This is a genomic window from Salinibacterium sp. ZJ70, assembly GCF_011751865.2.
Classification (GTDB): domain Bacteria; phylum Actinomycetota; class Actinomycetes; order Actinomycetales; family Microbacteriaceae; genus Homoserinibacter.
In genome coordinates this window covers 720875-734058 of record NZ_CP061770.1, presented here as the reverse complement: position 1 = coordinate 734058, position 13184 = coordinate 720875, and the positions used below count along the sequence as shown (strand labels likewise).

Below are 13184 nucleotides of genomic sequence, written 5' to 3'. Positions count from 1 at the left end.
TTTCCTTTCCGAGGTGGTGCAGGTGTGGGTGGTGATGCAGGCTGACGTGCGATCAGCCCTTGACGCCGCTGGCGAATCCCTTGATGAGCGTCTTCTGGAAGATGAAGAACGCGATCAGCACAGGAATCACGCTGATGATCAGTGCGGCGAAGACGAGTGGCCAGATGGTGGTGTTGTCGTTGACGAAGCTGTAGACCGCGAGCGGCACTGTGCGGTTCACCGAGCCGCTGAGGTACAGCAGGGGGGTGAGGAAGTCGTTCCACACGAAGAGGCCGTTGAGGATGATCACGGTTCCTGTGATGGGGCGCAGCAGAGGGAAGACCACTCGGCGGAAGCGGGTGAAGATCCCCGCACCGTCGATCGCCGCAGCCTCTTCGTATTCCGCCGGGATCTGGCGCAGGAACGTGGTGTAGAGGAACAGCGTGAACGGCAGTCTCAGACCGATGTAGATGATGACGAGCGGCACGACCGAGCCCAGCAGACCCATCGCCGCGAAGTTGCGGTACAGCGGAACGAGCCCCAGCTGGAACGGGATGAGCAGCCCGATCATGAACAGGTAGAACGCCGGCGACGACCAACGTGCGGTGGCACGAGCGAGGGCGTAGGCGCACATCGCTCCGACGACGACCAGCAGACCCACGCTGATAACGGTGATCAGGGTGCTGTTCACCATCGCCTGGGCGAGCCCGGACTTCTCCCACGCCACCGCGAAGTTCCCGAAGGTGGGGTTCTGCGTCGGCAGCAGCGGTGAGGTGAGATCGCTCTGCTCACGCACCGAGAGGTTGACGAGCACGTAGATCGGCACCATGAAGATCAGCGCGATGACGATCATCACCGCTTCGAGCGTGCCGGTGCGCCAGGTGTAGCGGGTCACTTGGATCCTCCCGAGCGAAGAAGGCCGCGGTACTGGAAGTACCCGAGAACGGCGACGATGACAGCGAGCACGACGGCGATCGCGGCCCCGCGGCCGAGTTCTCCGAACTGGAATGCGGTGCGGTACACGAGGGTCGACAGAGAGTGGCTCGTGTCGGCGGGACCACCGCCTGTGGTGACCCAGATCTGGTCGAAGATCATGAACCCGCGGATGAGCGACAGCATGATGTTCACGGTGATCGCCGGAGCGAGCAGCGGCCGCACCACGTGCCAGAAGCGCTGCACGGCGCTCGCGCCGTCAAGGGATGCGGCTTCGAGCTGCTCCTCGGGGATACCCTGCAGCCCGGCCAGGTAGATGACCATCGTGTATCCCGTGAACTGCCAGATCACGATGACGCAGATGGAATAGACGACGAGGTTGGGGTCGCCCAGCCAGTTCGGGTTCACGTCGGTGAAGCCGATCGCCTGGATGAGCTGAGTGATCGCCCCGTTGTTGACCTGGAAGAGGTACTGCCACAGGTAGGCGATCACCACGGAGAGCAACACGACGGGCATGAAGAACAGCACGCGCAGGACGTTGCGGCTCTTGATGCGGGAGTGCAGTGCGAGCGCGATGAGCAGACCGAAGATGTTCTCGAAGATCGTGGTGATGATCGCGTAGATGAAGGTGTTGCCGATGGCCTTCACACCGTTGGCATCGCCGAAGAGGCGGTCGAAGTTCGCGAAGCCGATGAACTCCCAGTCGGGGTCGAGCCCGTTCCAGTTGGTGAACGAGAAGAAGACGCCCTGGAGGCTCGGGATGAGCACGACGAAGCCGTAGACGATTCCGGCAGGAACCAGGAAGATCCAGAGCGAGCGCGAGTCGGTGCGCCGCGCGTTGCGCGCGCTGGCGGATCGACGCGGGGCGGTCGCGAGCGGCCGCGACGGCGTCGGCGTCTCGGTCGGGGGCGTTTCTACAGTCACCGGCGGCTCCTCGTTGGGTCGTGGTGGGGCAACTCTCTCTCGGAGGCCGCAACTGCGGCTTGCACGTGCCCGACACGTTCTAGGCGCCGTCCGACATCAGCGCGGATGGCTCGAATGCACCTTGTCCGCGCGGCCTTGGGCCTGCGCTGGCTTTAGGTGTCTCGTCATACTCGCACTCCCGCGCCTCCCGACGCTTTCTCACGGACGAGGCACGATCGCCCCCGAGATGCAGGGTGGCGCCCTCCGCAACATCACGGCACGGAAACGCAAGCGCCCGCCGCCCTCCGACCCGTATTCAGGAAGGACGCGTATGCGCTCATCGATGAGGAGACCCGATGACACGACTGTTCAACGACCCGACGGCGTTCGCTGACGAGATGATCGCCGGATTCGCCGCCGCCCATCGCGATCACGTGCGTGCGGCACCTGGAGGTGTCGTCCGGGCGACGCAGGCGGACGAGCCCACCGTGACCCTCATCATCGGCGGCGGCTCCGGCCACTACCCGGCATTCGGCGGCCTCGTCGGCGCGGGACTCGCCCACGGCGCCGCGATGGGGAACGTGTTCGCGTCACCCTCCACCCAGCAGATCCTCTCGGTCGCCCGCGCCGCCGATCAGGGAAAAGGGGTGCTCTTCTCGTACGGCAACTACGCCGGCGACGTCCTGAACTTCGACGCCGCCGAAGCGCGGCTGCTCAGCGAGGGAATCCGCACGCGCACCGTGGTCGTCACCGACGACATCTCCTCCGCGCCGCCGCACGAGGCACACAAGCGGCGCGGCATCGCCGGCGACCTCACCGTGTTCAAGGTGGCTGGTGCCGCAGCCGAGCGCGGAGCGAACCTCGACGAGGTCCACCGGGTGGCGACGCTGGCCAACGCGCGCACCCGCACCCTCGGCGTCGCCTTCTCGGGCTGCACGCTTCCCGGTGCGGACGCCCCCCTGTTCACCGTCCCCGAGGGACGGATGGCGGTCGGCCTCGGCATCCACGGCGAACCCGGAATCGACGAAACCGACATTCCGACGGCCGACGGTCTGGCTGAGCTGCTCGTGCGCTCGCTGCTCGCCGAGCTCCCCGACGGCGTGGACTCGCCGGACGGGCAGCGCGTCACCCTGCTGCTCAACGGTCTCGGCTCCGTGAAATACGAAGAGCTGTACGTCGTCTACGGCGGCATCGCCCGGCGCCTCGAGCAGGCAGGCATTGAGATCATCGCTCCTCAGGTCGGCGAATTCTGCACGAGCTTCGACATGGCGGGGGCCTCGCTCACCCTCATGTGGCTCACCGACGAGCTCGAGGCGCTCTGGCTCGCTCCCGCCGACGCGCCTGCCTTCCGCCACGGCGCGATGACCGCGCACCGCCGCGTCGAGAGCACCGGAGAGGTCGCCCCACTCAACGTCATGCAATTCCCGGAGGCCGACGCGGGCTCTCGCCACGCCGCCGCCCTGATCGCCGAGGCACTCGCAGCGACCGCGCGTGCGATCGACCAGGCGGTCGACGAGCTCGGACGCATCGACGCTGTCGCCGGAGACGGAGACCACGGCATCGGCATGCAGCGGGGCGCCACGGCCGCGGCTGCAGCAGCCGCTGTCGCTCGCGAGGCGGGCGCAGGAGCGGGATCTCTCCTCGCCTATGTGGCGGATGCCTGGTCCGACCGCGCCGGAGGCACCTCCGGCGCGCTGTGGGGCCTCGCCCTCAGAAGCCTCGGCGAGCGTCTGGGCGACGACGAGGCACCCACCGCGAGCCGGGTGAGCTCCGGCTGCACGGCGGCTCTCGACGCCATCTGCGCGTTCGGCAGAGCGCAACTCGGCGACAAGACGATGGTCGACGCGATCGCCCCGTTCGCGGACGATCTCGCGACGCGCATCGATGCCGGAGATGCTCTCGCTACGGCATGGCGCGCGGCCTCAGTCACGGCCACCGCAGCTGCAGAGGCGACAGCGCAGATGCTCCCCCGCATGGGTCGGGCCCGGCCGCATGCCGAGCGCAGCCTCGGCACGCCCGACGCAGGTGCTCACTCCTTCGCCCTCATCACGCGCACTGTCGCCGACATCCTCGATCGAAAGGACCACATCTCGTGAACCAGACCGCACCGCTCCGCCTCGTCATCGGCAGCGACGACGCAGGATTCGCCTACAAAGAGGCCATCAGGGCCGACCTGGAGGCATCGCCGCTCGTCGCATCCGTCACCGACGTGGGTGTCGACGCGGACGGGCACACGGCGTATCCGCAGGTGGCGATCGCCGCCGCCGAACTGGTCGCCTCCGGCGAAGCCGACCGCGCGATCCTCATCTGCGGCACCGGTCTGGGCGTTGCGATCGCGGCCAACAAGGTCATCGGAATCCGAGCGGTGACCGCCCACGACAGCTTCTCGGTCGAGCGGTCGATCCTCTCGAACGACGCCCAGGTGCTGTGCATGGGCCAGCGTGTCGTCGGGATCGAGCTCGCCCGCCGACTGGCACGCGAATGGCTCGAGTACCGGTTCGACGCCACGAGCCCCAGCGCCGAGAAGGTCGCGCTCATCGGCGAGTACGAGCAGACGGGGGCCTGCGGGTGACCCCGGTGATCGTCGGAGTCAGCTTCAAGACCTACTTCGGCCACCGCGCGGCGCGCGACTGGCTCGCGGATGCCGCTGACGTCGTCTCCCGCAGCTCCGCAGTCGCGGAGGGTGCCGTCGAGTTCTTCGTGGCGCCCACTTATCCGCAGCTGATTCCCGCGATGGAGGCGTTCGCCGGGACCCGAGCCGCCATTGCCGCCCAGGACGTCTCGGCGTATGCCCCCGGCGCGTTCACCGGTGAAGTCGCCGCATCTGAGCTCGCCGAGATCGGCGTGCGGATGGCGGAGATCGGTCATGCCGAACGTCGTCGTCTCTTCGGCGACACGGACGAGGTGATCGCGGCCAAGACGGCGGCGGCACTGCACCACGGCCTCACTCCCCTGCTGTGCGTGGGCGAACCCCAGAGGCTCTCTCCCGCCGACGCTCTCGCGATCGCCACCCAGCAGGTGGAGGCGGCGATCGACGGCGCTCCCGACGGCCGCATCATCGTCGCGTACGAGCCGGTGTGGGCGATCGGGGCCCCAGAGCCTGCCCCTGCCGCCCACACAGCAGAGGTGTGCGCCGGACTCCGTGACGTGGTGTGCGCGCTCCCCGGCAGGGGCGGCTCCGCAGTCATCTACGGAGGAAGCGCCGGTCCTGGCCTGCTGACCGAGCTCGCCGGCGCGGTGGACGGGGTGTTCCTCGGTCGCTTCGCACACGATCCTGCGGCTCTCGCCGCTGTACTCGACGAGGCGGCGACGCTCGCGCGCTGAGGACGAGCGGCGCGTGGCGGCGCCTCGGACGACCCGGCGAGCGGGCGAGTGCGGCGAGGCGAGAAGCTAGACCCGAGGGGCGTGCCAGCGCTGCTGAGCCGCGAGCAGCCCCTCGCGCACGAGGTCCTCGGTGGCGTCAGCCGCATCCGACAGCAGCATCGGGAGCGCCTCGCGCTCCGCCTTGCTGAACGGCGCGAGCACGAAGTCGGCGGCATCCTGACGCCCGGGTGGGCGTCCGATGCCGATCCGCACGCGCGCGAAGTCGGCGGTGCCGAGGGCCGACTGGATGTCGCGGAGGCCATTGTGGCCGCCGTGGCCGCCACCCACCTTGAGCTTCACCGTGTCGAACGGGATGTCGAGCTCGTCGTGCAGCACGATCACGCGGTCGGCGCCGAGCCCGAAGAACTTGGCGGCCGACGAGACGGGGCCGCCCGAGAGGTTCATGTAGGAGTTGGGCTTCACGAGCACGAGCTTCGCAAGCCCCGGACCCAGCCGCCCTTCGGCGAGCTGGGTGTTGGTCTTGTGGCGCGAGAATCGCGCGCCGATGCGCTCCGCGAGCACATCGAGGGCCATCTGGCCCACATTGTGGCGATGAGCGGCGTAGCCGGGCCCGGGATTCCCGAGCCCGGCTACGAGCCAGACGTCATCTGCCACAGATCTGTGATCCGAGAAGCGTCGAGAGTTCCGAGTGGATTACTCGGCGGCCGCGGCGGGCGCCTCAGCGTCCGCGGACTCGGCGGCCTTGGCCGGGGCGGTCACGTTGACGACGAGGGTGTCCGCGTCGGTGATGAGCGTGGTGCCCTTGGGGAGCTCGATGTCACCAGCGGTGATGTGCGTGCCCTCCTCGGCGCCCTCGACGCTCACCGAGACACTCTCGGGGATGTGGGTGGCCTCAGTCTCGACCGTGATCGTGGAGTTCTCGACCTGCACGATCGAGCCGGGGGCGGCTTCACCTTCGACGTGAACGGCGACCTCGACCTGGACCTTCTCGCCCTTCGTCACGACGATGAGGTCGATGTGCTCGATGATCTGGCGCACCGGGTCCTTCTGGACGTCCTTGACGAGGGTGAGCTCGTGCTTGCCGGCGATGTCGATGTCGAGGACCGCGTTCGCCTTGCGCAGGATGAGCGCGGTCTCGTGCGCCGGCAGGGTGATGTGCTGGGGCTCGGTGCCGTGGCCGTAGATGACCGCGGGGACCTTGCCGGCGGCGCGGATCTTGCGGGCCGCGCCCTTGCCGAACTGGTCGCGGATCTCGGCGGCGAGCTTGGTGCCGTCAGTCATGATTGCTCCTTCAGTGGGGCGTCGGCCCCGTCGTGTGATTGTCAACTCGAACGCACAACAGCGTGAGGAAAGACTCTGGGCCCGCCCACCGCGTCGATCACGGTCCCTGTCCTGACGGATCGAGACCCTCGCCGAAGTTCGCGGGCCAGTCTACCTGACGACCGCGTTCAGTAGAACTCGCGGGTGTTGACCACGTTCTGCATCTGCTCGCCGTCGAGGAACCGGCCCAGGTTGCGAGAGAACAGCTCGAAGATGCGACGGGGCTCATGCGGGCTGATGGCTGCCGTGTGGGGCGACAGGATCACGTTCGGAAGGTCCCACAGCGGGCTGTCCGCGGGCAACGGCTCGACGGCGGTGACATCGAGCACGGCGAGGTCGACGCGACCGTCTCCGAGCGCCTCGATCAGGGCAGGCTCATCGACCGTGCTTCCCCGACCGACGTTGACGACGGTGACACCGGGCTTGACGGATGCGAGCACCTCAGCGGAGAGCATCTTCTCCGTCGCCTCGGTCTTCGGCAGCGCCAGCACGATCGCGTCCGCTTCGGAGGCGACCACGGCGAGCTCGTCGACGGTCACGATGCGCTCGACGTCGGCGTCGACGTCGCGCCGGTGCACACCGACGACACGGCATCCGAGCCCCGTGAGCTTGTGCGCGACCGTGCGCCCGATCGCGCCGAGGCCGACCACGACCACCGTCGACTCGGTGAGCTGTCGCATCGCCTCGCGGGGTCCCCACTGGCGCTCGCGCTGAAGCCCCTGCATCCACGGGAGCCGCTTGAGTCCGGCGAGCACGCCGAACACCGCGAACTCCGCGAGCGGCTCGGCATGCACTCCCGCGGAGGTGGTGAAGATGATGCGGGAGAGCGCCTCGGAATCGAGGTGCGCCGACTTCACCTGCTGGCCGCCTCCTGCCGCCATCGTGTGCACCCAGCGCAGGCGGGGGTTGGCGGCGACGGTGCGCGCGAGCGCGCGGCCGGATTCGTCGGGGATGCCGTAGAGCACGTCGGCGTCGTCGAGGTACGCCTCGTACTCGGCCTGCTCGGCGGCGTCCCGTGTCTTGGGCCCCGCCATCCAGTCCTGGCTCGGCGGGTTGAGAAGGTCGGGCCGGTGCACCACCTCGAGCCGTTCGTCGCGTTCGAGTTCGGCGACGAACTCCTGCTCGAGCGGAACGGCGATCACGACGCGGAGTCGCTCAGTCACGGATGGTCTCCCCTCGGGCGGCCGAGGCCGCGATGCTCAGACGGAGGGATCGCAGCGGTGCGTCTGCACGAATGCGACGGCCGCATCCGCGATCCTCTGCGGCGAGTCTGCCACGTCCAGACAGATACCTGACTCATCAACGTCGAGGGGTTCGAGGGCGTCGAACTGCGACTGGAGCAGCGACGCCGGCATGTACTCATGGGAGCGCGCGTTGACCCTGGACGAGATGAGCTCGAACGATCCGTGCAGGTGCACGAACACCGCACCCGGCGCATCCGCGCGCAGCAGATCACGGTACGCGCGCTTCAGAGCGGAGCACACCACCACGATCCCGGTGTCGCGCCCCGTCTGGAGAACGTCTCCGATCACGTGCAGCCAGGGTTCGCGGTCCGCATCCGTCAGCGGCACGCCGGTCGCCATCTTGGTGATGTTCTCGGCCGGGTGCAGACGATCGCCATCGATGTACCGGCCGCCGATCCGCTCCGCGATGAGCTCCGCCACAGTCGACTTGCCCGAGCCCTGCACCCCCATGACGACGACGGGGGGCAGGGACCCCGTGTGCTGACTCAACCCTTCGTCGCTCCCGCGGTGAGACCGGAGACGATGTACTTCTGGGTGAACAGAGCGATGATCATGATGGGAATCGTAACGACGACGGCGGCGGCCATGAGGCCGCCCCAGTCGATCGAGGCGTATCCGACGAAGTCGAAGATCGCCACGGGGAGCGTCTTCGTGCTGGCACCCGAGAGCACGAGCGCGAACATGAAGTTGTTCCACGAGAAGATGAACGACAGGATGCTCGCCGTTGCGATGCCGGGAACGGACAGCGGCAGCGTGATGCGCCAGAATGCCCCGATCGGCGTGAGGCCGTCGACCTGCGCCTGCTCCTCGAGCTCCTCCGGAAGCGAGTCGAAGAACGACATCATGATGTAGAGGATGAGCGGCAGCGACACGAACATGTGCGACAGCACGAGCGGCGTGTAGGTGCCGACGATGCGCATGTTCGCGAACACGAAGTACCACGGCACGAGCAGGCTGACGCCCGGGATGACACGCGCGAGCAGCACCAGAACAGCCGACTTCTTCATCACGAAGCGGCTCATCGAATATGCGGCGGGCACCGCGAGCACGAGCGACAGCGCCGTCGCGACAGCCGCGACGAAGAAGCTGTTCCAGATGTACTGGATGTAGTCAGCCTGCTGGAAGACCGTGTCGTAGTTCTTGAGCGTCGGCGTGAAGACGAACGCCGCTTCCGAGTTGTAGATGTCGACGTTCGTCTTGAACGAGGCGAGCAGCATCCACACGACGGGCGCGAGGAACGAGAGCGCGACCACGAGGAGGGCGATGGTGCGGAACGACTTGTATCCGAGTCCGCGGCGGCGACGACGCTGGACGGGGGACGTCGTCCGGATGAGGGAGGTGGCTGTCGAGGTCATCAGAGGGCGCTCTTCTTCTTGCGGATGGTGAGGATCCAGATGCAGCCGATGATCATCATGAAGAAGACGATCAGCACGGCGGAGGACTCTCCGTACTTCTGGTAGTCGAAGCTCAGTCCGTAGGCGTAGACGTTGAGCGTCTCGACCTCATGGAACGAGCCGCCGCCCTTGCCCTTCGTGGCGTACAGGATGTCGAAGGTCTTGAGAGCGTCGATGCCGCGCAGCAGGATCGCGGTGATGAACGTCGGCATGACGAGCGGGAACGTGACGTACCAGAACCGCTGCCAGGCGTTTGCGCCGTCGACGCGGGCGGCCTCATCGGGCTCGTCCGAGAGCGACGTGAGTCCCGCGAGGAGAATGAGCACGACCATCGGCGTCCACTGCCAGATGTCGACGAAGATGAGGGTCGGCAGCGCCGTGGCCTCACCCGCGAGCCACGGCTGCGCGGGGATGCCGAACCACGACAGGAACTGGTTCGCGAAGCCGATGGAGGGCTCGAAGATGAGACGCCACATCATGCCGACGGCGACGGGAGTCGCAACCAGAGGCAGGAGGATGATGACGCGCACGAAGCCCTGTCCGCGGAACGGACGCCACAGCAGCAGGGCGATGAGCATGCCGAGCACCATCTCGACGAGCATCGCGCCGCCGGTGAAGATCGCCGTGCGGGCGACTGCCGGCCAGAAGCGGTCGGTGTCGGTGAGGATCTCGGCGTAGTTCTCGAGCCCGATGAAGTCGTGGGACGAGCGGATGGATCCGGATGCGTCGGTGAGGCTCAGGTAGAGCGTCCACGCGAGCGGGAAGGTGATCAGAAGGGCCACGAACGCCATGGCCGGTGCCGCGAGCACCCACTTCCGGTGGCGGTTGACCCAGAGAGAGAAGGACGACTGTGTCCTTGCTCGCGTACCGGTCGTTGTACTCATTGCTATCTCCAGGTCGGCTTGTGCCGCAGCGGGGGGATTCGACGGATGGTGGTGCGGCGGGTCTCCCCGCCGCACCACCGGTGTGAGTCAGTGCTCAGTGAGCGAGAACTCAGTTCTCGTCGTCGAGGAACTTCTGGAAGTCCTCGTGCGCCTTCTTGATGGCGGCGTCGACGTCACCGCCCGTGATGGCGACGACGATCGGGGCACCGACGATCTCGCGGGCCTCGGCAACCGAGACGACGCGCGGACGGTCGTAGCCGACACCGGTCTCGGAGCCGATCGCGATCGCCTCAGCGAGCTGCTCGGGGAAGCTCGAGATGCCGGCGGGGTTCTCCCACACCGAGGTGCGCGCGGCCGGAACACCGGCGGTCTGCACCTCGAGTGTCATCTCGGGGCTCGTGAGCCACTGGATGAAGTCGAACGCGAGGTCCTTCTTGTTGGAGTCGCTGTTGATGCCGAGCGCCCACGACGGAACGTTGTAGGGCAGCGAGCCGGCGGGACCGGCGGGGAACGGCGCGTATCCGACGTGCTCCCAGACCGTGGAGTTCTCCTCCTCGGCGAGGTTCTTGTAGAGGCTGGACGCGTCGGTGTAGAACGCGACCTGACCCTGCGCGAAGAGCGCGGCCGCGTCAGGCCAGCTCATGTCGGTCGACACGTTGTCGGGACCGTACTGGCCGATGAGGCGGCCGTACAGCTCGTATGCAGCCTTGGCCTCAGCGGAGTCGATCGTGGACGTGGTGTAGTCCTCGTTCGCGAAGTCGCCGCCCATCGAGTACAGGTAGCTCGAGAACTGGGTGACTGCGGCCGAGACACCGGTACGGGCGACGAAGCCGGCGATCTCGCCCTGCTCCTTGATCGCCTTGGCGGCCGCCTCGAGCTCGTCGAGAGTCTTCGGGACCTCGATGCCCATGCTCTCGAGCACGTCGCTGCGGTAGTAGAGCACCTCCTGCTCGGTGATGATCGGCACGCCGACGACGGAGCCCTCGAAGGTGGTCGCCTCGACCGGGCCCTCCTGGAAGTCGCTCCAGTCCCAGGCCGAGTCCTGCGCGACGTAGTCGCTGAGGTCCGCGAGGTAGCCATTCTGCGCGAAGAGCTTGCCCTCCTGGAGGGGGCGGTACATCATCACGTCGATCTCATCGGTACCCGCGTTGAGCTTGACGTTGTACTGGTCAGACAGCTGGTCTTCGCCGAGCTGCGTGAGCTCGACCTTGACGCCCTCGTTGGCCGCCTCGAACTCCGAGATCTTGTCCTTGACGATGTCGGTCCAGACGTGGTTCGCGAGAGTGACGCGGAGGGTCTGTGCTCCGCCCTCTGCACCTCCTTCGTCGCTGGAGCAACCAGCCAGGAGTCCCGTGGTGAGCGCTGCGACCGCGACTGCGGCGGTGGTCAGCTTGATCGAACGATGCTTCACTGCATCTCCCTTTCATTGGGCACGCAGCCGACTCTGGATGCGTGTGCTGTGATTCAGGTCAGATAACCCTTATAAATAATACTAATACAACGAAGCTCCACAAGTCACGATTCGGCAACCGGCCGCGCGACGCTTCGCACACCCCACAGTCGCAAGGAGGCACAGCGTGGAACTCACACTCACCGGTCAGGTAGCCGTCGTCACCGGAGTCGGTCGCGGAATCGGCCGCGAGATCGTCCTCACCCTCGCCCGCGAAGGCGTCACGACCGTCGCGCTCGACATCAACCCCGACGACCTCGCCAGCCTCGCCGACGAGCTCGGCACCATCGGAGGCGAGCACGCTCAGTACACCTGCGACGTGCGCGACGGAGCCCGCATCCGCGAGATCGTCGCCGACGTCGACGCGCGCTTCGGCCGCCTCGACATCCTTGTGAACAACGCAGGCGTCGGAGGCGACGGCCTCGTCTCCGAGCTCCCCGAAGACATCTGGGACCGCTGCTTCGACATCAACGTCAAGGGCACCTACCTCACATGCCAGGCGGTGCTGCCGATCATGAAGCGCCAGAAGCGGGGCCGCATCATCAACGCCGCATCGTTCGCCGCGATCGTTCCGATCGTCGGATCCGCGGCCTACGCCGGCTCCAAGTCGGCCGTCACCCAGTTCACACGCGCCCTCGCCGGCGAAGTCGGCCCCTGGAACATCACCGCGAACGCCTACGCACCGGGGATGATCCCCACGGCCATCAACGGCTTCACCGAACGTCCCGCCGCGGAGCAGTCGCGCCTGCTCGACACGCTCACCCTGCGCAGCTGGGGCGAGAAGAGCGACATCGCCAACCTCATCTGCTTCCTCGCCTCCGACCAGGCCCGCTACATCACGGGTACGCTGATCGACATCAGCGGAGGCAAGCTCGCCACCCAGGTTCCCCGAATCGCGTACGAGCGCGCCGCCAGCGAGGGCCACGACCTCCTCTGACCCCACCACATCCCCCCTGAAGGACATCCATGGTCGATCTCACCGCGCGCCAATCACCCAGCGCCAAACACCGCAGCCGCGTCGGCAGCGGACTGTATGCGCACGTCTTCGAGGCACTCGGCCAGGAGATCATCGACGGCACGCTCCCCATCGGCAGCATCGTGTTCGCCGAGCAGATCTCCGAGCGGTTCGGCGTCTCGCGCTCGGTCGTGCGCGAAAGCCTGCGCTCACTCGCATCGATGGGGCTGCTCGAGTCGCGCCCCCAGGTCGGCACGCGTGTGCAGCCCCGGGAAAGATGGGATCTGCTCAACCCGCACGTCGTCCATTGGCGCTCGCAAGGCCACGACTACCGGCAGCAGATGCGCGAGCTGCTCGAGCTGCGCCTCGGCCTCGAGCAGGCGGCAGCGCGCTTTGCGAGCGAGCGGATCAGCGACGAGCAGGCGGAAGCCCTCGTGGATGCGGCCGAGCGGATGTCAGCCGCCATCCACGAGACCCACGACCTGCGCGCCTACTTCGACGCGGACGCCACGTTCCACCGCCTGCTGCTCGAAGGCACGGCAAACCCCGTCATCGCGCAGCTCTCGGACACCATCGGCGCAACACTGCACGCCCGGGCCATGGACACTCGACCCGGCATGCACGATGTGACCGAGAGCTCGATCATCACGCACCGCGAGCTCGCCCAGGCGATCGCGGCGCACGACGGCGAAGCGGCGGAGCGTCTCGCGCGACTCCTCGTGAGCGACACACTCGACGAGTTCTCCTGATCCGCTGAAGGAACATGGCGAGGGCCCCGCAGGATGCCTGCGGGGCCCT

General features: G+C 67.1%; 14 protein-coding genes. 5 read left to right on the top strand and 9 right to left on the bottom strand.

What is annotated here, in order from left to right; all coding sequences use genetic code 11:
- Positions 1–52: 52 nt before the first annotated feature.
- Positions 53–874: a carbohydrate ABC transporter permease gene (locus HCR12_RS03570; protein ID WP_191412354.1), complete on the bottom strand. Its 822-nt coding sequence runs from the start codon at positions 872–874 to the stop codon at positions 53–55.
- Positions 871–1836 carry a carbohydrate ABC transporter permease gene (locus HCR12_RS03565; protein ID WP_166867697.1) on the bottom strand — a complete coding sequence of 322 codons (966 nt, stop codon included), beginning with the start codon at positions 1834–1836 and terminating at the stop codon, positions 871–873. The genes HCR12_RS03570 and HCR12_RS03565 overlap by 4 nt, the downstream gene beginning before the upstream one ends.
- A 335-nt stretch (positions 1837–2171) precedes the next feature.
- On the opposite strand from HCR12_RS03565, the gene HCR12_RS03560 reads away from it, so the two are divergent.
- Genes HCR12_RS03560 through HCR12_RS03550 form a run of 3 tightly spaced genes read left to right on the top strand, consistent with a single transcriptional unit; the run spans position 2172 to position 5139 of the window.
- On the top strand, positions 2172–3911 hold the full coding sequence (locus HCR12_RS03560) for a dihydroxyacetone kinase family protein (RefSeq protein WP_166867699.1): 1740 nt from the start codon (positions 2172–2174) through the stop codon (positions 3909–3911).
- The gene (locus HCR12_RS03555) at positions 3908–4387 is read left to right on the top strand and encodes a ribose-5-phosphate isomerase (protein ID WP_166867701.1); all 480 of its coding nucleotides are present in this window, start codon (positions 3908–3910) and stop codon (positions 4385–4387) included. The genes HCR12_RS03560 and HCR12_RS03555 overlap by 4 nt, the downstream gene beginning before the upstream one ends.
- A 5-nt stretch (positions 4388–4392) precedes the next feature.
- Positions 4393–5139 (top strand): triose-phosphate isomerase family protein, encoded by a 747-nt coding sequence (locus HCR12_RS03550; RefSeq protein ID WP_370589328.1) that lies wholly within the window; start codon positions 4393–4395, stop codon positions 5137–5139.
- A 66-nt stretch (positions 5140–5205) separates the two neighbouring features.
- On the opposite strand, the gene pth is transcribed toward HCR12_RS03550, so the two are convergent.
- The 7 genes from pth to HCR12_RS03515 form a co-directional block, all read right to left on the bottom strand.
- The gene (gene pth, locus HCR12_RS03545) at positions 5206–5793 is read right to left on the bottom strand and encodes an aminoacyl-tRNA hydrolase (protein ID WP_166867705.1); all 588 of its coding nucleotides are present in this window, start codon (positions 5791–5793) and stop codon (positions 5206–5208) included.
- Between the two features lie 39 nt (positions 5794–5832).
- A complete protein-coding gene (locus HCR12_RS03540) occupies positions 5833–6420 on the bottom strand; it encodes a 50S ribosomal protein L25/general stress protein Ctc (protein WP_166867707.1) in 588 nt (195 codons plus the stop codon).
- 167 nt (positions 6421–6587) lie between these two features.
- Positions 6588–7622, bottom strand: a complete 1035-nt coding sequence (locus tag HCR12_RS03535) for a D-2-hydroxyacid dehydrogenase (protein ID WP_166867709.1) — start codon at positions 7620–7622, stop codon at positions 6588–6590.
- 36 nt (positions 7623–7658) lie between these two features.
- Positions 7659–8192: a gluconokinase gene (locus HCR12_RS03530; RefSeq protein WP_370589327.1), complete on the bottom strand. Its 534-nt coding sequence runs from the start codon at positions 8190–8192 to the stop codon at positions 7659–7661.
- Complete coding sequence (locus tag HCR12_RS03525) at positions 8189–9058, bottom strand: carbohydrate ABC transporter permease (protein ID WP_166867711.1); 870 nt, start codon at positions 9056–9058, stop codon at positions 8189–8191. Before HCR12_RS03525 ends, HCR12_RS03530 begins: the two co-directional genes overlap by 4 nt.
- Complete coding sequence (locus tag HCR12_RS03520; RefSeq protein ID WP_224763634.1) at positions 9058–9906, bottom strand: carbohydrate ABC transporter permease; 849 nt, start codon at positions 9904–9906, stop codon at positions 9058–9060. Before HCR12_RS03520 ends, HCR12_RS03525 begins: the two co-directional genes overlap by 1 nt.
- A gap of 184 nt (positions 9907–10090) precedes the next feature.
- Positions 10091–11392, bottom strand: a complete 1302-nt coding sequence (locus HCR12_RS03515) for an ABC transporter substrate-binding protein (protein ID WP_224763632.1) — start codon at positions 11390–11392, stop codon at positions 10091–10093.
- Positions 11393–11558: 166 nt separating this feature from the next.
- Between HCR12_RS03515 and HCR12_RS03510 the strand changes: the two genes are divergently transcribed.
- Positions 11559–12368, top strand: coding sequence for an SDR family NAD(P)-dependent oxidoreductase (locus HCR12_RS03510; protein ID WP_166867715.1), 810 nt, complete (start codon positions 11559–11561; stop codon positions 12366–12368).
- A 29-nt stretch (positions 12369–12397) separates the two neighbouring features.
- Positions 12398–13135 (top strand): FadR/GntR family transcriptional regulator, encoded by a 738-nt coding sequence (locus HCR12_RS03505; RefSeq protein WP_166867718.1) that lies wholly within the window; start codon positions 12398–12400, stop codon positions 13133–13135.
- The last annotated feature ends 49 nt before the right edge of the window (positions 13136–13184 follow it).

Bases quoted from the DNA above. Each gene is read 5' to 3' on its own strand.
- HCR12_RS03560 (WP_166867699.1), top strand. From the start codon at position 2,172: ATGACACGACTGTTCAACGACCCGACGGCGTTCGCTGACGAGATGATC.
- HCR12_RS03540 (WP_166867707.1), bottom strand. From the start codon at position 6,420: ATGACTGACGGCACCAAGCTCGCCGCCGAGATCCGCGACCAGTTCGGC.
- HCR12_RS03525 (WP_166867711.1), bottom strand. From the start codon at position 9,058: ATGACCTCGACAGCCACCTCCCTCATCCGGACGACGTCCCCCGTCCAG.
- HCR12_RS03505 (WP_166867718.1), top strand. From the start codon at position 12,398: ATGGTCGATCTCACCGCGCGCCAATCACCCAGCGCCAAACACCGCAGC.